Below are 18,325 nucleotides of genomic sequence, written 5' to 3' on the forward strand. Positions count from 1 at the left end.
ACGCCGCACAATTGCCGACACCCGGCGCGTCGCTTGCCCGTTAGGTCCGAATGTGCATGAACGTGATCACCCGAACGGCTGAGCCCCTCCTACAGTGGGTCCCGTGACCGCAGCTCTTGATCGCCCCCCGGGCACCCGCAACCAGCTCCGCCTGGAGATAGTGATCGTTCTGCTGCTGTCCCTGGGCCAGTCCGCGGTCTATGCGGTGGTGTCGCTGGTGGCGAAGCTCACGGCCGGCAAGCCGCTCTCCCAGCAGACGGCCACGCTGAACCCGTCGCAGTCGCCGCGGCCGTACCTCGATCTCACGTACCAGTTGCTCGGGATCTTCTTCGCCCTCGTGCCGGTCCTGCTGGCGCTCTATCTACTGAGCCGCGACCGGCCGGACCCGGCACGCACGCTCGGCATCGACTTCCGCCGGCCCGCCGGCGACGCCGGCTGGGGCACCGCCCTGGCCGCAGCCATCGGCATTCCCGGCCTGCTCCTGGTGTACGCGGCAGCGGCGCTCGGCCTGAACGCGCAGATCGTGCCGGCCGCCCTGCAACCGGTGTGGTGGGCCGTCCCCGTGCTGATCCTGGCGGCGATGCAGAACGCCATCCTGGAAGAGGTCATCGTCGTCGGCTACCTGATGACCCGCCTGCGCGAGCTGAACTGGCGCATCGGCGCCATCGTGGCGGCCAGTGCGGTCCTGCGCGGTTCGTACCACCTCTACCAGGGCTTCGGCGCGTTCGTGGGCAACGCCGTGATGGGCGTGGTGTTCGCGCTGTTCTTCCTCCGCAAGGGCAGGGTCATGCCGCTGATCGTGGCGCACACCCTGCTCGACATCGCCGCCTTCGTGGGCTACACCCTGCTGCCCAAGGACTGGCTCAGCTGGCTGTGACCGCGCCCCGGCTCAGCGCGCGGTAGTGCACGGTCGCCCGTGCGGCCATGGCCCGCACGGCGCCCCGGCTGGTCAATGTGGCGACCAGCAGGCTGGTGCCAGGGAAGAAATGGTTGATCGCGCGGACGGCGGCCCACCCGCCGGCCTGCGCGGCGATCATCCGGCCCAGCCGCCAGGTGGCGTCGGTGAGCCCGCTGTTGTCGTAGCTGTGCTGCTCGGCCGTGGCCAGCGCCGCCACCGCATCCTCCCGGACCGGATGGACGCGGGTCAGGACCAGCAGCTCGACCGCGCGCTCCCGGTCGGTCGGGTCCAGGCCGTAGGCGGCGGCGACGTGCAACGCCAGCTCGGCGTGCGTGTAGGCGGCCGCACCGAGCAGGGCGATCGGCGCGTACGACCCGGCGACGGCGGCGAAGACGCTGCTGACACTGCCGAACCGGGTGAACTGGGAGACGGCCAGCCGGGCCAGGGCGTCGGGCGTGGCGCCGGGGTACGCGGCCCGGGTGCGGGCGGCCCACTCGCCGGCGCGCGGGCCGATGGTCTGGAGCGCGGCCAGAGCGAGCAGCTCGGGGGCGTGGCCGGGATCGGCGATCAGCGCCGGCCAGGCCTCCGTCCGGACACCGGACAGCGTGTCCGCCACGGCGGCGACGGCGGGCGGCAGGGTCGGAGCAACGGGGGCGGCTGCCCCCGGCTGCCCCGGGGCCGTAGCCGGGGGCTCGGCAGCCGGGGATGTCGCCCCGGTGCGTGCCTTTTCCTGTACGTCGGCAGCCAGGTTCGGCGTGTCGCCGGGCATCAGCTCGTCATCCGCCGAGGGAGCGTTGCCCTTCGGGGCTGTCCTCTCCCCGGCTGCCGGCTGCTCAGTCTTCGGAGCCGGCGTGGTTTCTGTCTTCGCCGGTGCCGGGGTGGCGGTGGGCGGCTCATCGGGCACTGTGGTCATGTCCGGGGTGACCACGGCCGGGGCGATCTCCGCGGCTGCTGCCTTGATGGTCGCGGCGGCTTTCTTCGCCGGCCGGGTCGCCTTGGCCGCGGCTTTCTTGGCGGGCGCTGCCTCTTCGCGCGCCGCCTTCGCCGGTGCCACCTCGGGCTGCGTTGCCTTGGCAGGTGCAGGCTCCGGTCGCGGTGACTCGGCTGGGCTTGCGCCGGCCGGAGTTGCTTTGGCGGGTGGTGTCGCCTTGCGGGGCTGGCGCTTCGCGGGTGCGGTCTTTCCTGCGGGCGTTGCCTTGGCGGGTGGGCGCTGGGCGCTTTCCGGAGTGTTCGCTGCTTGCTGGGCGGGAGCGTCCGCTGCGGCTTCGACGCGGGGCTGGGCGGACTTCGCGGCGGCCTGGGTCCGGCTGCGGCTCGGCGGGGTGGGGGCGGCCGGTGGGGTGGGGGCGGAGGCCGACTTCGCCGGGCGTTGCGGGGCCGTTGCCTTGCGGGGTGTGGACTTCGCCGGATTCCGTTGCGGGCGGGGCGACGGTGTTGCTTCTGGTGCGTCTGTGCCCGTACCGGAAGAGGGTTTGTCGGCAGCCGGTGGCCGGAAGGTCACCGCCGGGGGTGCCTTCGCGGGTTTGGCCGGAGCTGATTCGGTCGGGGGAGTGGGCTGGTCAGGCGTGCTGAACGCGGGGTTGGACGTCCGCGGACGGCGCTGTTTCGGCTCGTTCTCCTCCATGCCGAGGGAGCCTAGTCGCGCGGCGGCCGTTTCACCTGTTGGAAGACGGTGCGGTCTGTCGATTTCTCCGGATTTCGATGATCGGCGTGGCCGAGGGGCAACCTCTTTGCCGGGGCCCCGGGCGGTCCGGTATCCTCAACCGTCGGTGGCCTGCGAGTCATCGGAGGAGACTTCGCCTAGTCCGGTCTATGGCGCCGCACTGCTAATGCGGTTGGGGTTTTACAGCCCCTCCCGGGTTCGAATCCCGGAGTCTCCGCCACGCACGCGAAAGGGCCGTGAGCATCACGCTCACGGCCCTTTCTCATGGGCCGGATCAGCCGGCGCCCTGCTTCGCGGCCTTGGTGACGTGGACGCCGGCGCCGAAGTCGACCATCTGCTCGTGGCTCAGCCCGAGGTCCGCCCAGAACTGGATCTGCAGGTAGACGCCCGACGGCTGCTCGACCCACAGGGTCCGGCCGCTGTCGTTGTCGAGGCTCTGGGCGAGCACGCCGTCCCGGTCGCCGACCTCGACCTCGGTGCCGGCCGGCGGGCCGCCCTGGTCCCGGCTCTGCAGCATGACGGCGATCTTGCCTTCGAAGCTGTTCGGGTCGTAGAGCGGATCCGACGACGGGTCGACGCCCGGCTTGTTCCTGATCCGGCTGGGCGCCAGGACGATGCTGCCCGGGTCGTCCGCCTGCACGAACCAGCCGTCCGGAATCTTGTCGAGGACAAAACCCTTGGGCTGCTTGCCCTTGTAGGACACGAGCTGGGTCGTCGAGACCGCGGTGCCGCGGTCCGTCGCGGCGGGTCCGGGCGCCCCGGCGCCGAGGCCGGTCGCGAAGACGAAAGCGGCGACGACGGCGGCCGCGGCGAAGGCGGAACCCCCGAGCGTCTGAGCGGTACGGCGGCGGCGCAGCGCCCGCCGGCCCCGCGCCAGGTCGGCGTCCGCGTCGGCCGCGGTGGGGGCGACGGCCGGCCCGGCGATCGAGGCGAGCTGATCACGCAGGTCCATCACGAGGTCACTCCTTGACGAAGAAAAGTGCGGCTCTGCTCACTGGGCCGCGCCTGCAGAGCGGCACGCAGCCGGTCCAACGCGCGGGCGGTCTGGCTCTTGACGGTCCCCTGCGAGCACCCGAGCGCATCGGCGGTCTCGGCGACGTCCAGGTCGTAGAAGTAGCGGAACACAACGGCGGCCCGCATCCGCGGCGGAAGCTCACGCAACGCCGTACGCAGCCGATCGTCGAGCTCACCGGGCGGCTCGGACCCACCCGGATGCGGCCGGTCGGGCAACTCGGCGGTGGGCCGCTCCCGCCGCCACCACAACCGGCGCCGCTCATCGGTGAGGGCATTGACCAGTACCCGGCGTACGTAGCCGTCGGGGCTGTGCGCGCGCTGGAAAGCGGGCCAGGCGAGGTACAGCTTGGTCAGGGTGGACTGCACCAGATCCTCCGCGAGATGCGCATTGCCCGCGGTCAGCAGGGTGGCCGTCCGCACCAGAGCGGCCCGCCGAGCCAGCACGAACTCATGGAACTGCGCATCTCGCTCGCTACCACTCACGAGCTCTCCTCGTATCTCACAGCCCCCAGACGGATACGGGGCCGCAAGGGTTGCACGGGAGGTCGAGGAGTGCCGTGGGAGGCCAGGACCGGTTTGGGGGGCGTCCGGGACGTCGTGCTAGAGTCGTCGTCTAGCAGGTCCGGGTGCAGGAAAGGCTTGGACCAGCGGAAACGCAACCGCGACTCACTGGACGGTTCTTCACGTCCGGTCGGGGAAGTGGTGAGGTAAGCGCCCGTAGCTCAATGGATAGAGCATCTGACTACGGATCAGAAGGTTAGGGGTTCGAGTCCCTTCGGGCGCACCAGACTTGTAAGGCCGTCACCAGCGGAAACGTGGGTGGCGGCTTTCTTCTTTCCCATTTTCGGGGGCCCATTTCCCGGCGTTTGGGAGCGTGGTGCTCCGATGGTGCTCCGCCGTTCCGTGACCAGTGCTTTTGCGTCCGCTACTGCTCTTTGCGGACGACTTGACCGTCGTGAAGAGTGGAGCGACTGTTCGTGCACCCGGCCGCCTGGCGGCCGGCACCGTGGCGATTGGGTTCGCGAGCCGGACCCCGCTGCGGCAGCGTCGCCGGACCTTCCGTTGGCGGGGAGGCCCGGCGCGTGGCGCTTCTCGATAGCTCCCGGCTTCTCATATGTGTGCAGGTGGGATCCCCGATGGAAGCTGCTACGCGACGCCGACGCGGGTGGCGAAGTCGCGGATACCCGTGAGGCTGTGGCCGGTTGGGGCTTCCAACAGGTCGTGGGTGAGTTGCTGAGCCCAGGGCCGGTAACGGACCTCTTCGGGAACGTCGCGTTCGGCGGCGAGCAGCGCCTCAAATGCTGACTCTGGCCGTCCGCGGCCGTGTAGGGCGAGGGCGGTGTCCTCCCAGTAGCGGGCGCGGCGTTCGGCGTCGGTGATGGTGCGGGGATCGACCTTGCGGGCGAAGTCCACTGCGGCGCCGTAGTCGCCGAGCTTACGGGCGATGCTGATGCGGTAGACCGCGATCTCGGTGCTGTTGAATCGGCCGGAAGTTCCGGCGTGCCGTGCCGACTGCTCGGCTTCGGCCAGCAGTGTCCAGGCGGTGTCGCGGTCGTCGCGGATCGCCGCGGTGTAGGAGGCGACGGCGAGTAGCTGCCCGTACATTGCGGCGAACGCGGCGTCGGGCGCCGGGGTCGCGACGCGCAGCTGCTCGGCGGCGCTGAGCACGAGCTTCTGGGCGCTGTCGCGGTGATTGATGCGGCGCAGCACCGTGGCGGCCTGGCGCTGGCTCTCCGCCATGATCAGCGGGTCGTTGCCGGCGGCGGCGGCCTGCACGGCCCGATCGGCGGTGGCGCAGGCCATGCCGTTGTCGTGCAGCTTGATGAGCAACTGGGCGGTGACGCCGTACGCCTCGGCGAGCCGTTCGGAGGCGCCGGCGGTCTCGTCGGCGGCGGCCGCCGCGCGGCTGGACACCGCCTGGGCGAGCAGCTTCGGCAGGCGGCGAGCGAGCCGGGTGTAGCGGGCGGCCCGGTAGTCGGCGCGGGCCGCGGCGAGCTGCGCGGCGAGCTGGTGGGCCGGCAGCGGTTCAGCCGTGAGCCGGCCGAACAACACGTCCTCGATGGTGCTGGCGGTGGGCGCGGCCGCGGCGGGTGTCGCCTGCATTGCGGCGGACACGCCGACGGCGGCCGTACCTGCAAGGAAATTGCGTCGGTGCACGCTGTCGCCCCCTCCGTCTGCCCTTCCGGCCAGGTTAGACCCGTCAGCGTCTCCGGCCGCGGTAGCCAGGCCGAACAGATGCACAGGTACGTCGTACAGGTCCGCCAACTGGCGCAGTTCGTCGACGTCGCGGATGCGCCGGCGCCGACTCTCCAAGCGGGACAAGGTCGACGCCGAGTAGCCGCCGGCCGCGCCGAGCTGCTCGAGCGTCAGGCCGGCTGCCAGCCGGGAGAACCGCAGAATTGTGGCGTAGTCGCCGGCCCGTACCGCCTGCTGGACCGCCGGGTTCGCCGTCCACTGCTGAGGTGCGCTCACGGGATGCTCCGTTCACCAGCACGGGTCTTTGAGAGTGACCCGCCGGTTGCAGATCACGCAAGCCGCTTGCACAGAAAGTGACGTGCCTTCTTTGCGGCGGTGCCGGGCGGTGGACTCGATACACAGCCCGCCCCACCATCCCCGGCGGTGGGCACAGTCCCGAGGGAGCCTCATGTTGCACCCGACGACAACCACCGAGCGGATCACCGCGGCGCAGCTGGTCCAGGCTGGACTGCTCGAGATCGGCGCCGGCTGCCGCCTGCACCCCACCGCCGTGTTCCTGCCCGCCGACCTGCAGGGCACCCTGCGTCCGATCGTGCTGGCCGAGCAGGTCACCGTCGGCGCCTATGCCGTGCTGCACGGCGGGCTGCGCGTCGGCGCCCACACCCACATCGGCCACCGGGTGATCCTCGGCGAGCCGGAGTACGGCTACGCCGTTCGCGAGGTGCACCCCGGTGTGGGTGCCACCACGACCGTCGGCGCCGGCGTCGTGATCCGTGCCGGCGCGATCGTCTACGCGGACACGACGATCGGCGACGACATAACGATCGGGCACCACACCCTGCTGCGCACCGGTGTCAGCGTCGGCGCCGGCACGCAGCTGGCCGCGAACCTCACCGTCGAGCGCGGTACCCGCATCGGATCCGGGGTGCGATGCTCGCCCGGCTCGCACCTGACCGCCGACACCATCGTCGGCGACCGCGCCTTCATCGGCGCCGGCGTCCGCACGATCAACGACAAGCAGCTGATCTGGCGCGACCCCGGCAACGAACTGCCGCTGACCCCGCCGATCTTCCGTGAGGGTTGCAAGGTCGGCACTGGCGCGGTCGTGCTGGCCGGCGTCACCATTGGTGCAGGCGCCTTGGTCGGCGCGGGCTCGGTAGTCACCCGCGATGTCGCCGACGACGCGATCGTCTACGGGGTGCCCGCCGCGGTGCACGGGCAGGTGACCCGGTGAACGCGCTAACCTGGCTGGAGCCGCTGCGCAGCAGCGTGGCCGAGCTCGACCCGGCCGACTGGGCGGCACTGGAGCACTTTGACCACGACCTGCAGGTGCTGTGCCCGGCCGCGCCACAGGCGAACGACGCCGGCTGGTCGCGGTGGCTGCTCGAGCTGCGCCGCGAGCTCGCCGCCCGCGGGCACCGCGCGCCGCCCGGTCCCGCGGGCCCGGTATGGCAGACCCTCGCTCAGTTCCTCGCCGGCACTCGTGACCTCGACCTGCGCGACTGCACCGGGCTCGGCCACGGCGCCATGGTGCTCACCCACGCCACCGCTGGCACCGCCCGGGCCTGGACCCGGCGCCTGCACGCCGGCGACCTGGTCGGTATCGCCGCCAGCGAGCGCCGCGGTGGCTCCCGTATCCGGGAGATCACCACCCAGGCCCGGCTCGGCCGCGGCGGGCATTGGCGGCTGACCGGCGAGAAGTGCTGGGTGTCGCGGCTGACCGAGGCCGCCGCGTTCGTCGTGTTCGTGCGCGACCCCGACGGACGCATCAGTGCCGTGCTCGTCGACGCCGAGCATGCCGGCGTCGAGCGGGAGGTGATCGAGCCGTTCGGGCTCGGCGGCTGGGGCTGGGGCGTGCTGCGCCTGCACGACGTGCCCATCGACCCGGCCACTGCGCTGCTCGGCAACCCCGGCTCCGGGCTGGAGATTTTCCACGAGCACTTTGCCGGGTTCCGGCCGCTGGTCACCGCGACGGCGCTGGGCACCGCTGCCGGCGTGCATGGCCTGGTCGCCGACGAGCTGGCCGCCCGCCGCGATGTCGGCATCCTGCCGCGCATCCGCGACAACGCACTGATCACCCTGGGACGCGCCCACGCCGCGATCACCGCGAACCTGCTCGCCGCGCTGACCGCCAGCCGGCTGGCCGCGGCTGGTCACCCGGACGCCGGCCTGCTCGCCCGGCTCGGCAAAGCCGCCGGCATCGACACCGCCGTGCAAGCGGTGGCCGACCTGGCCCCGCTGATCGGCGCGAGCGGCTTCAAGCGCAGCCACCCCGCTGCCAAGGCCCGCGCGGATCTCACCGGCCTGCTCTACGCCGACGGCATCCACGACAGCCTTTACCGCTCCGGCGGTGTCACCCTGCTCGCCTCCGCCTCCGCCGGCGCCCCGACGCAAACGCCGGCCTTGGCGGCCGCTACCTGACCCCGTACGACAACAGGCTCCGCAGCCTCAGCTGCGGAGCCTGTTCACGTCCTCGCACGTCAGGCGACGAAAAACCCGTTCTCCAGGTAGACGACAGTTTCCTCGGCCCGAGCCCGAACCGCTGCGGCGATCCGCCGGGCCAGCAGCTCCGACAGGCGCTCGCCGGCCTCCCGCTCGGTGCACCAGGCCCAACTGCGCAGCTCCTCGACCGGCAGCCTGATCTGCGCCGTCTGCTCCGGCGTCAGAACCCCGCCGTCGAACACCATCATCAAGCCCTCGGTGCGCTCCGGACGAGGCGGCACCCAGTCGGTCACCAGCAGCCGGCCCGGCTGCACCACCAGCCCCAGCTCCTCTTTGAGCTCCCGCCCCACCGCGGTGTACGGCGACTCGTCGGCCTCGACCGCACCGCCCGGGATCTCCCAGTAGTCCTTATACGTCGGCTCGACCAGCAGCACTCGGCCGCGATCGTCGGATAGCAGCACTCCAGCTCCCATCCGCTTGCGGGGCAACGTGGCGGTGAAGTCCTTGCTCATCGCGACAGGTTAACCGCGGGCTGTGGCGCTCGGTATCTGATGAGTCTTCGCCGTCCCCGGCGACGAAGAGCACGTCGATTCCAGCCCGGTGCAGGCTGGTCTTGGTGCGTTGGAAGAGGCTGCGGTAGGTGGGCACGTCGGGAAGGGCGATCGCGGCATCGAGGTCTGGCTGTTCGTCGCGGATGAGCATGCACTTGAGTACGACCTGGGCGTACCAGTGCCTTGCCTGCGTGGCGGGGCTGGGTGGGCTTGAGTTTGCCGGCTCGGCGGGGGTCCGCCATGCCGATGGTGTCTACGACCGGATCAACGGGGCTGTCATCAGGTATGTGCTCGGCTATCGCCGAGCGATGCGCCCCCGGATCGACACCCTCATCGCCGGGCATGGAAGTCGTCTGCAGGCGGTGAGGCTGACCGGCCGTCGACAGGTACAGCGGTTCCTCGAAGAGCTCCGCCCGCGGATGTAGGCGGATGCTGCTCGTCGTGCGATCAGCCGTGGCGAGCAGCCCGAACGGCTCGATGGCGCGACATTGCGGCCAGGGCCGCATCGGTAATGTCGAAAGCCTGGCGGTGATCCCTATTCTCGCTAGGCGAGTTTCAATAGGGGGCGCAGCCGCATGGCCGACGAGATCAGGTACAAGTACACGACCGTGCGGGCAGTCCGCGGCACCGACAGCCTGGTCATCTCGAGGATGCAGAAGGATGGCTGGGAGTTCGTCGACCAGGAGCCGGGCATGATCCGGTCCACTCTCAGTTTCCGTCGGCTGAAGAAGCCGGTGCCATGGCGTCTTCTCGGCGTCGGCGCGGCCGTCCTGGCGGTTGTGGCTGTTGCCGGTGTCGTCGCCGCCGCGCTCGGCGACGAAGGCGGTAAGACTGACAGCGAGACGAAAGCCGCGCCGGCCACCATGACGGCCACTCCGAACAGGAAGCCCTCCGATGCGCCGACGCCAGCGATAAGCGAGTCGCCTGCCATCGAGGTGATCACATCGCGGAACAACCGGGCGTTCACGGCACTACTCAAGGCGGACACATGCGACGAGGCCAACGTGGACTTCGCGGCTGAGTACGCAGGCCGGACCGTCGCGTTCGACGGCTCGATCGCGGACATGGCACCCCATGGCGACTACGACACTCGATACGACCTCCTCCTGGCACCGGGCAACAAGGGACCCGAGTCGACGGTCGGACCAGCTTTCAAGTACGAGGACGTCAGCGTCTTCGACCTGAACTTGACGGGCGACGAGACCCCCGCCGCCGTCGGCGAAGGCGACAGATTCCGCTTCGTCGCCGAGGTGCGCGAGTTCAACACGGTCCAGTGCCTCTTCTACCTCGATCCGGTCTCGACGGAAGTCCGATAGCCGAGCGGCCAGACATCACGCCCGTCGACGTTCCACATCGGCACCGTGGTTCGACGCATCACGTAGCTTGTGGTTCTGCCGTCGGTACATCGACCACTGATGCGTCCACGCCGCTAGGTCATGGATCCAATCCGCGGTTGCTCCGGCCGACTTGGCGGCCCACTTCTCCGCGTTGCTTGTCGCGAAGTAGTCCAGGGCCTCGGGGTCGGTCAGCCGCCATGCGGGAAACCGAGTCAGCCATTGTTCGGCCTGTTCCGCCGAGTGTCCTGCGCTGATCAGCCACTGCATGAGCATGGCCAGCTCGACCCATGATGCGGCCTTGGCCGCCATCGCCCAGTCGACGATCCGCAGGCCGTGTGAGGTAACGATCAGGTTGGTGGGGCTGAGGTCTGTGTGTACGAGCGTGCCGCCGGCCATCGACGGATGCTCGAACCCGAGCCTCGCCTGCGGGTTGAACAACGGCACGTCCGGTGCCGGCGTCCGGCCGAGCGTCGTCAGCGCTTCGCCGAGAAGATCAAGGTCTGGGCTGCCGGGGGACAGGTCGGCATGCCGGCCGTCGCAGTGCTCGAAGCCGACCACCAGCCAGCCGGCTGCCTCGAAGTGCCAGTCGACTGCGGGTGAGAGAGACCCGTTGACGGCCTCACTCACCCGCAGTTCGTAGCGCAGAGACCGGACCCCGAAATCGGTGTGGGCCGCCTTGACGAACACCGTCCCCCGCGTTCCGGCGACGGTCGCGGCTATCTCCGCATGATCGCCGGTCACAGCGGGGATGGCGTGTGATTCGCCGACACGGTCGGCTACCTCGTCGGTGACGGCTTCGGGTAACGCGGTCCACTCACTGCGCATCGGTCAGATCGTCCTTCAGATTCCCGGGTTGGGCGGACAGCAGGAGTTCGCCTCGCCGTCCCAGAACTCGGGGTCGATGTAGTAGCCGGTCGCTTTCAAGGCCTGGCGGGTGTACTCCAGCGAGGAGCCGTCCGCCATGCCTTCGGTCAGGATCGGCACGTGGTGGACGAAGTGTCCCGCGATCTGCTGGCAGGCAGCGGTGTAAGGCTCGGTGTGTTGCAGGGATGCGTGCCAGGCCGCGTCGACCGGCTCGGTCGGGACGACCCGGTACGACCGGCCGTCCGGCAGCGTACGGCCTGCTGGATCAGTGCTATTCCGTCGTAGCTCTCGGCGGTCGACTTGACCGTTGCGAAGAGTGGAGCGACCGTTCGTGCACCCGGCCGCCTTGCGGCCGGCACCGTGGCAAACGGTCCTATGTGGGACGTCGCTGTGGCAGCGTCGCCGGACCTCCCGTTTGGGAGGCCCGGCGCGTGGCGCTCAGGCTGCCGTTGTCCCGTACCGGCGGCCGTCTACCGCTTCAGCGAAACCGCCGCTTGCTGGATCCATGTCGAGCCGGTGGCCCGCGAGCCGAGTGAGCAGCGGCTCTATCCGAAAGCGCAGCAGTCGTTGGTAGCGGACGGCGTAGACCGCGACGTGGGTGACCGCGTGGCCGTCGACATGGGCGAGGAGGGCGTATCCGATCAGCTGGTTGATCAGCTGGAGGATGTAGGCGTCTCGGTCAAGTCGGCCGCTCTTGACCTCTAGTACGGTTCGGCCGACCAGGAAGTCGGCATGTCGTTGTCCGCCGAGCAGCGGTACCTGGGCGATCGCGTTGCCGTATGACCTGAGCGCTGTCTGGAAGCCGCCGCTGAAGCTTGCCCAGAGGTCGTCGAATGCGCGCCGTTCGAACTTCGCCTCGCCGCAGTGGCGCGGAAGGGCGTCCGGATGCCGGCGAAGGAAGCGTGCGATGACTTCCGGATCGACTCGGCCGCCCCATCGCGGGTTCAGGAGCTGATTGACCTGAGCGAGTCGGTAGGCGACGAGAAAGACGTTGGTCGGTGTTGGTGCGGCGCAGGTCTTGTCGTACCCCGCGAGCCGCAGAAGCCGGGCGGCGCGGTCGTCGCCGAGGAGGCGGAACAAGTTGAGGTATGGAGGCTGGCCGCTGAGGGATAGGCCGATGGCACGTTCCATGAGGTCCCCGAAGAACGACTTGTCGGCGACGTCGACGGGAATGGGAGTGTGGCTGCGCAGGTCCGCGCCGATTTCGGCGCAGAAGCCGTGCCGAAGCGGAAGGGTCCGGTTGAGCCAGGCTTCAGCGGGGGTCTCCGGTGCCTCGTGCGGGTGTGGTGACATGGTTGTTGTTCCTCTCGCGTCGGGCGGCGGCGGTGAAGCCGCACGCGGTGGCGAGACGAGCGATCCGTCGATGCAGACGAATGCGTCGAAATGGAGAGGAGAGTGCCGCGAGCGGGGTCTTCAGCCCTCGGCAAGAATGGCCGTGACGGGCTCCGCGAGAGGAAGCGGCGAGCCGAAGCTCGGTGAGTCAGCTGTAGGGATGCGAACGGACCGCTGTCCCTCGGTCACCGTAAGCGCTCCCGGCTTCCCGCGCAATGCCCGGATCGCCCCTGCGCGCTCGGTGGACACCTTTGCCGCGGCTCTGGCCAGGATGTGATCAGAGATCAGGAATGCGGACCGGGCTCGTGGAAAACAGGGGATGGCCGTGTCCGCTCGGTCGTGGCAAAGGCACCGCCAGCAGAACTGGGCTCAGCACTCATCCCGCCTTGCGGGGAATGAGGTTCGCGGCAGCATCCGCGTTCGGTCGGCGCAGTTCGAGGATCACCGAGGTGTACGTGTCCGAGGTGAGCCCGATCGTGGAGTGCCCCAGCACCTCCTGGATCTCTTTCATGTCAGCACCACCGTGGCGTAGGTAAGTGGCGGCGCAGTGGCGCAGGTCGTGCAGCCGCACTGGCGGCAGGCCGCTCGCGGTGACGAGGTAGTCGAAGCGGTCGCTGACGATCTGGGGATGCCACGGCTGCCCATCCGGCCGGACAAAGAAGAACCCGGTGTTCGGCCACGCGTCCCCGCTGGCCTTCTGCCATTCCTGCCGCATCTTCTGGTACTCGGCGAGCAACGCGACGGTCGTCGGCCCGAGCGGGATGACCCGGTCCCCGGCGTCGCTCTTCACCTTCCGTACGACCGGGGTGTAGCCGACGGTGGTGATCTGCTGGACCACGGTCAGGTAGGCCTCGCCGAGGTCGACGTCGTGGTCGCGTAACCCGCACGCTTCCCCGCGACGCAGCGCCCGATGCAGGATGAGCGCGAAGAGCGGGTACAGCACGGGGTCGTGCCGCTGGGCGTAGTCGAGGAACTGTCCGGCCTGTTCGGGTCGCCACACCATCACCGGGCTCGGCCGTTCCCCGCTGGTCTGCCACCACTCGATCGCCTTCGGCGTCCACACCCGCGCCTTCGGTCGGCTACCGGCCTCGAGCTCAACGCCGAGCGCCGGGTTGGCCGGGATCAACTTCGCCCGGCGTACGGCGTCGTTGAGCGCCACCCGCAGCGTCGCGTACAGCCGCCGCATGCTCGCGGCCTTCAACGGCCGAACACCGCGGAACTTCATCCGTACGGTCGGATCGTCGCTCGCCCGTCCGGCGCGGATTTCTTCGTTGCGGGTGTCGAGCGCGGTGAACATGGCCTGGATGTGGCTGGTCCGCAGGTTCTGCAGCGGAATGTCGCCGAGGTGCGGGATGAGGTAAGCGCGGAGATGGTCGCCGTATCCGCGCACGGTCTTCGGTGACAGCCCGCGCCGCCCGGCGAGCCAGGTGGTGAGGTACTCGCCGGTCGTCGCCGGAGTCATGGCGGCCACACCGGCGCGCACTCGGGCGGCGACGGTGTCCCGGTCCGGCAGCGGACTGCCGCTCTTGCAGGCGTACAGCAGGTCGCCGATCTGCACCGCGAGGTGTTCGTCCCCGCTCGCGAGGGCGAGCAGCGACCGGGCGTGATCAAGCTCGCCGCGGGCGGCGTCTCGGCTGTCGAGCCCACTCCGGCGCAATTGTCGACGGCTGCGTCCGGGCGCGGTCGGCAACTCGAGCTGGTAGCCCCAGGTGCCGTGGATGGTGCTCCACGAGCCGCCCGGCCGGCGCAGCTTCGGGCAACTGGCGTTGAGCCGTTTACCCGTGGTCGGGTCCTTGCAGGTGCAGCGTTTGGTGATTGATCCTTCGCTGATCACGGTTCTCCCCGGTCGGTGTGGTCGCGGGCGGCCGTGCTTCTGACTGCGCCCAGCTGATCGACGCTCCACTCCGCCGGCGGGGTCAAGTCGCCGGCTGCGGTGATGCCCAGGGTCGTGAGGATCCCGGCGACGGGTACGCGGTAGCGGCTGCCGACGCGTAGCACCGGGGTCGGGAAGTCGTCGTTCTTGGCGAGTTCGTACGCGAGCGACCGGCCGAGCCCGAAGATGCGCCCGGCGGTCGGCAGGTCGGTGACAGCGCCGAGAGCGCGGATACGTGCCTCAGTCCAGACGCCGCCGTTGTCGTTCGTGATGTTGTTCGTGTTCACGGCGAGGGTGCTCCTGTCACGAGAGACGGTCGGATCGGCGCACCTGCCCGTAGCGGTAGTGCGCCGGCGCCCTCAAACCGGTGTTTGTCAGCTCTGGCGAACACCTGCCGATCTCACAGGAGTCTGACAACGTCTCCCGGATTCTGACACCGCAGCTCAACGCTTTGTTCGTCACGAAGATCGCTCCGCCGGCGAGTCTGACAGCCGCCCCGGCGCCAGGCCACGGACGCCGTCCCGGGACCTCTTGTCAGATCCGCCAGCCTGACAGGACCTTGGCAAAGAAACACCGGCACCGGCGGTCCGCGCGAACCGTCCAGCCCGACGACACTGAAGCCTGTGTTCGTCGTGTCCAAGTGAGACGCCGATCGGCGCCTGACATACCGGCCCGCGGCGCGACGTGACCGGTGCCCGGCGCCTCAGGGGTCTCCACCTCACACCCGTCCTGTTAATGCCCGCCGGACGAGCCGACGTCGCGGCCGCAGTCTCCGCCCCACCGGCATATGCCTTCTGAGTTGCACTGTCAGAAGTGTGTGAGACGTTGACAGACCTCTGTGCGAACGGCAGGTGTTCGCCAGAGCTGACAAGCGCCGTTTTGAGGGCGGGAGAAGCGACCGAGCCAGCGACCAGACCGGGGTTCGGGGAGCTGCCGGTGACGTCGGTGCTCGCATCGGCGGAGTCGAGTCAACGTCGCGCACCGATCGGTCGACCTCGTGTCGACTCAGGATGCGGTAGTTACCCCGGCCGCTCCGCCGCGTAGCAATCCTCCTCGCCATCCTGCCGAAGGATTCTGCTCACCCGACCCTGATGATCTTTAGGAGATGCGTGTGGCTCCCGTATCCGGCTCTCTCGTAACGGTCTCGGAGTCCGCGTTGACGTCGTTCTTGCCGTCAGCGTTGACGTCAGTCTTCAACCGGACCCCCGAACCGACCCCGACCCTCACCTCACAGTGCAGGCCAGATGGCCTGGCGTCATCCGCCGCTATTACTCCGACAGACCCTCTACGTCTTCGGGTCTCTCCCTCAGGGGTACGCCATGGATGATCCCGTCCTCCGCGTCCAGTCGCAGCTCACCGACCGCGACCGCACCCTGCTCAGCTGGCTCTACGACCACGGCGTCCTGACGACCTTCCACATCGCCGACGCGCTGTTCCCGTCCCTGGACTTCTGCCAGCGACGGCTACGCACCCTCTACCGGCTGCGCCTGATCGCCCGCTTCCGCCCCCAACGCGCCGACGGCGGCTCGTACCCGTACCACTACCTCATCGACCAGCTCGGCGCCGAAGTCGTCGCCGCATCCCGCGACGAGCGGCCCCCACGCCGCGACCACGCCCGCCTCGAACGCCGCCGCTGGACCGCTACCCGCACGCTCGACCACCGCCTCGGCGTCAACAAGTTCTTCACCGACCTCGCCGGCTACGCCCGCACTCATCCGAGCGCGCGGCTGATGCAGTGGCTGCCCGAGTCGACGTGCCAACGCCCCGGCACCTTCGCCCACCCGGACGACCCCGCCCTGCTGCTCGCCTACCAGCCACGCATACGCCCCGACGGCTACGGCGTCTGGCGCGACGGCACTGACGTCGTACCGTTCTTCCTCGAATACGACACCGGCACCGAACAGCTCGGCGTGCTGATCACCAAGCTCGCCGGCTACCGCGAACTGTTCGTCGAACTCGGCCGGGCGTGGCCGGTGCTGTACTGGCTGCACTCCGCGGCCCGGGAGCGCAACCTCCGAGCCCGACTGGCTGACCTGCCGCTGCCCGCACCTCTCGCGACAGGTGCCCGCGACCACGCCGCCGCCGGCAAGCTCTCCCCGGCGGGGCCGGTGTGGATGGTCGCCGGCGACGGCGAACATCGCACAACGTTGGGCGACCTCGCCCAACTGACCTCAAACGGGTCTTAACCCGGCCACGGAACTCGTCGTCGCGTTGCAGCCAGGAGTAGAGCGACGCCAGCTCGTGCGTCACGTTGTCACCGAGCGCGATCTTCGCCTGCACGCGGCGATATTCCTCGTTCCGCTGCGGGAACGCCAGACGTCGATGGTGTCGGCTTGACGACCGGCCCGGCCAACGCTGCCAGCTTGGGGTAGCCGAACCTCCGATAGATGGGGAGTCACGGCGGCACGAGGGTTCTCCGCGACGGTGACAAGAAGTATGTTTACGCCCACGGAGCGCGTCGAGTATGGCCCTGGGGCAAGGTGGATGAGTTACGGCAAGTACAACTATCAAGGATATTTCGGCGAGAGTTTCGTGCGGGTCCTGGCCAGCGCCGCTGGCCTGATCGCCGGTCAGCAGGACGTCGACCATACGGGCGTCGACTTCTCCATCGACTTTCCGGGAGTTCGTGGCACGGTCCGCTTCCCGAAGATCGAGGCGCAGGTCAAGTCCTGGTCCAGTCCCAAGGGGACCGACTTGCACTGGCACTACCCCATGAACGTGAACCACTACAACAATCTCGCCGGTGAGGGGTTCGCGGTGTCGCGTTACCTCTTCCTGATCATCGTTCCGTCAGATACTGATCACTACGCACACGTGGACGAGACATCTATGCGGCTCAGCCACTGTGGGTACTGGGCGTCGCTGCGCGATGCACCGGTTATCGACCCGGCTGCACAGCGCCACATCACGGTTCACGTGCCCAAGCGCAACCTGTTGACCGTCAACGGCCTGCGGTCGCTTCTCGGCGACGTCCCAGCGCAACAGGCACCCGCGTCATGACGCCGCACGTTCTGGTAGGTGACGATGAGCTTCGTGCCGCCACCGCCCTGATGCCCGAGACATTGAGCCAATACCTATCTTCCACCGGCTGGGCACCGGAGCAACGTCTCGAACGTGCGACCTTGTGGACGCGGCGCGAGGACGACGGCGACTTCCAGGTGCTAGTCCCCGGGGATCGCGCGTTGCGTGACTACGCGAGCCGCGTCTCCGACTTCCTCACCACCGTGGCGGCCGTCGAAGAACGTCCGATCCGGCTACTCCTCGACGATCTTGAAAGCGGCGGAGCGGACACCCTTTCCTTCCGGCTACTCCCGAGCGGTCCCTCCGGAACGATTCCGCTGTTCAACGCGGTGGACGCGCTCGCGGGCGTGCGAGAGCTGGTCGTGTCGTCCGCATATGCCCTGACGATCGACCAACCGATGCTGGTGCAAGGACGTCGGCCGGAGAGCGCGCTCGACTTCGCCCGCACCGTGCGATTGGGCACCCCACGCGCCGGAAGCTGGGCGATCGCAGCGCAACTCGCAGTGCCGCGCGTGGACGCGGATGCCGCCCCGCCACTCGCCCGTCAAGTGACGCTGCAGATGCATCGCGCCGTGCGAGCGTGTTTCGCAGCCTCGGGCGAGGCGCTGCGCGAGTTCGATCTCGAATTGTTCCTACGCCGAACCAGTGAGGGCGTGTCGGCGAACGTCTGTGACGCGCTGGCCAAGCTCGGCCGGGACGGTGTGCCGTACGACGTACGGTTCAACTGGGCGCGTGATCTGCCGTCATCCGTGCCGGCTCGGTCGTTCCGCTTCAGCACTCGGCGGATCGAGGCTCTCCACACGGCGGCAGAGCAGCTCAAGGTGGCAGTTCCGGACGGGGAAGTAACCGTTGAGGGGCAGGTCAGCAAGCTCCGGCGGGACATCGGCGAGGGCGGCCAGGCAACAGTGCGGGGTCCGATCCACACCGTGTACGGCTCCTCGGAACGGTCCGTTCGGGTCATGCTGCCGGACGCCCTCTATCAACGGCTTGTCGACGCGCACGGGCGGCGGCAGCACGTACGGGTCACCGGGACGGCCGTGCGCGGGCGTATCGAGCGCGTTTCCCGAGTTGAGGTCTTGGGCGGCGCCACCGAAGCCTGATCGGGCTTGGCCTGCGGCGGTTCCACCATCCGCA

The 18,325-nt window shown here is 69.1% G+C and carries 17 protein-coding genes and 2 tRNA genes; 9 read left to right on the forward strand and 10 right to left on the reverse strand.

Features of this window, described 5'->3' with window-relative positions; all coding sequences use genetic code 11:
* The first annotated feature begins 103 nt into the window (after positions 1–103).
* A complete protein-coding gene (locus Aau02nite_RS43250; protein WP_212994500.1) occupies positions 104–877 on the forward strand; it encodes a CPBP family intramembrane glutamic endopeptidase in 774 nt (257 codons plus the stop codon).
* Here Aau02nite_RS43250 and Aau02nite_RS43255 read toward each other — a convergent pair.
* Complete coding sequence (locus Aau02nite_RS43255) at positions 864–1,952, reverse strand: hypothetical protein (RefSeq protein WP_212994501.1); 1,089 nt, start codon at positions 1,950–1,952, stop codon at positions 864–866. The genes Aau02nite_RS43250 and Aau02nite_RS43255 overlap by 14 nt on opposite strands.
* A gap of 735 nt (positions 1,953–2,687) precedes the next feature.
* On the opposite strand from Aau02nite_RS43255, the gene Aau02nite_RS43260 reads away from it, so the two are divergent.
* Positions 2,688–2,781: transfer RNA gene (locus Aau02nite_RS43260), tRNA-Ser, on the forward strand.
* A gap of 54 nt (positions 2,782–2,835) precedes the next feature.
* Here Aau02nite_RS43260 and Aau02nite_RS43265 read toward each other — a convergent pair.
* Both Aau02nite_RS43265 and Aau02nite_RS43270 read right to left on the reverse strand, forming a co-directional pair.
* Positions 2,836–3,516 (reverse strand): hypothetical protein, encoded by a 681-nt coding sequence (locus Aau02nite_RS43265; RefSeq protein WP_212994502.1) that lies wholly within the window; start codon positions 3,514–3,516, stop codon positions 2,836–2,838.
* Positions 3,513–4,058, reverse strand: a complete 546-nt coding sequence (locus Aau02nite_RS43270) for a SigE family RNA polymerase sigma factor (RefSeq protein ID WP_246595873.1) — start codon at positions 4,056–4,058, stop codon at positions 3,513–3,515. Before Aau02nite_RS43270 ends, Aau02nite_RS43265 begins: the two co-directional genes overlap by 4 nt.
* A 228-nt stretch (positions 4,059–4,286) precedes the next feature.
* Here Aau02nite_RS43270 and Aau02nite_RS43275 point away from each other — a divergent pair.
* A tRNA-Arg gene (locus tag Aau02nite_RS43275) sits at positions 4,287–4,362 on the forward strand.
* A gap of 359 nt (positions 4,363–4,721) precedes the next feature.
* Here the strand turns inward: Aau02nite_RS43275 and Aau02nite_RS43280 are convergent.
* Positions 4,722–6,047, reverse strand: coding sequence for a helix-turn-helix domain-containing protein (locus Aau02nite_RS43280; RefSeq protein ID WP_246595874.1), 1,326 nt, complete (start codon positions 6,045–6,047; stop codon positions 4,722–4,724).
* A gap of 172 nt (positions 6,048–6,219) precedes the next feature.
* Here Aau02nite_RS43280 and Aau02nite_RS43285 point away from each other — a divergent pair, with 172 nt between their 5' ends.
* Positions 6,220–7,005, forward strand: coding sequence for a DapH/DapD/GlmU-related protein (locus tag Aau02nite_RS43285; RefSeq protein WP_212994503.1), 786 nt, complete (start codon positions 6,220–6,222; stop codon positions 7,003–7,005).
* Complete coding sequence (locus Aau02nite_RS43290; protein WP_212994504.1) at positions 7,002–8,192, forward strand: acyl-CoA dehydrogenase family protein; 1,191 nt, start codon at positions 7,002–7,004, stop codon at positions 8,190–8,192. The genes Aau02nite_RS43285 and Aau02nite_RS43290 overlap by 4 nt, the downstream gene beginning before the upstream one ends.
* 59 nt (positions 8,193–8,251) lie before the next feature.
* Here Aau02nite_RS43290 and Aau02nite_RS43295 read toward each other — a convergent pair whose 3' ends face one another.
* Positions 8,252–8,725 (reverse strand): NUDIX domain-containing protein, encoded by a 474-nt coding sequence (locus tag Aau02nite_RS43295; RefSeq protein WP_307857982.1) that lies wholly within the window; start codon positions 8,723–8,725, stop codon positions 8,252–8,254.
* Between the two features lie 614 nt (positions 8,726–9,339).
* Between Aau02nite_RS43295 and Aau02nite_RS43300 the strand changes: the two genes are divergently transcribed.
* Positions 9,340–10,080 (forward strand): DUF4839 domain-containing protein, encoded by a 741-nt coding sequence (locus Aau02nite_RS43300; protein ID WP_212994505.1) that lies wholly within the window; start codon positions 9,340–9,342, stop codon positions 10,078–10,080.
* Between the two features lie 15 nt (positions 10,081–10,095).
* Here Aau02nite_RS43300 and Aau02nite_RS43305 read toward each other — a convergent pair whose 3' ends face one another.
* The 5 genes from Aau02nite_RS43305 to Aau02nite_RS43325 all read right to left on the reverse strand — a co-directional run bounded on the left by Aau02nite_RS43305 (position 10,096) and on the right by Aau02nite_RS43325 (position 14,457).
* The gene (locus Aau02nite_RS43305) at positions 10,096–10,926 is read right to left on the reverse strand and encodes a phosphotransferase (protein ID WP_212994506.1); all 831 of its coding nucleotides are present in this window, start codon (positions 10,924–10,926) and stop codon (positions 10,096–10,098) included.
* 15 nt (positions 10,927–10,941) lie between these two features.
* A complete protein-coding gene (locus Aau02nite_RS43310) occupies positions 10,942–11,085 on the reverse strand; it encodes a hypothetical protein (protein WP_246595875.1) in 144 nt (47 codons plus the stop codon).
* 318 nt (positions 11,086–11,403) lie between these two features.
* Positions 11,404–12,258, reverse strand: a complete 855-nt coding sequence (locus tag Aau02nite_RS43315; protein WP_212994507.1) for a hypothetical protein — start codon at positions 12,256–12,258, stop codon at positions 11,404–11,406.
* A gap of 415 nt (positions 12,259–12,673) precedes the next feature.
* Positions 12,674–14,128: a tyrosine-type recombinase/integrase gene (locus Aau02nite_RS43320; RefSeq protein WP_212994536.1), complete on the reverse strand. Its 1,455-nt coding sequence runs from the start codon at positions 14,126–14,128 to the stop codon at positions 12,674–12,676.
* On the reverse strand, positions 14,128–14,457 hold the full coding sequence (locus Aau02nite_RS43325) for a DNA-binding protein (protein WP_246595876.1): 330 nt from the start codon (positions 14,455–14,457) through the stop codon (positions 14,128–14,130). Before Aau02nite_RS43325 ends, Aau02nite_RS43320 begins: the two co-directional genes overlap by 1 nt.
* 1,032 nt (positions 14,458–15,489) lie before the next feature.
* Here Aau02nite_RS43325 and Aau02nite_RS43330 point away from each other — a divergent pair.
* From Aau02nite_RS43330 to Aau02nite_RS43340, 3 genes are all read left to right on the forward strand, one after another.
* The gene (locus Aau02nite_RS43330) at positions 15,490–16,356 is read left to right on the forward strand and encodes a replication-relaxation family protein (RefSeq protein ID WP_212994508.1); all 867 of its coding nucleotides are present in this window, start codon (positions 15,490–15,492) and stop codon (positions 16,354–16,356) included.
* A gap of 298 nt (positions 16,357–16,654) precedes the next feature.
* Positions 16,655–17,170 carry a DUF4365 domain-containing protein gene (locus Aau02nite_RS43335; protein ID WP_212994509.1) on the forward strand — a complete coding sequence of 172 codons (516 nt, stop codon included), beginning with the start codon at positions 16,655–16,657 and terminating at the stop codon, positions 17,168–17,170.
* Entirely contained in the window at positions 17,167–18,291 is a 1,125-nt protein-coding gene (locus Aau02nite_RS43340; RefSeq protein ID WP_212994510.1) for a hypothetical protein, read from the forward strand. Before Aau02nite_RS43335 ends, Aau02nite_RS43340 begins: the two co-directional genes overlap by 4 nt.
* The last annotated feature ends 34 nt before the right edge of the window (positions 18,292–18,325 follow it).

Source organism: Actinoplanes auranticolor (genome assembly GCF_018332655.1).
GTDB classification, from domain to species: domain Bacteria; phylum Actinomycetota; class Actinomycetes; order Mycobacteriales; family Micromonosporaceae; genus Actinoplanes; species Actinoplanes auranticolor.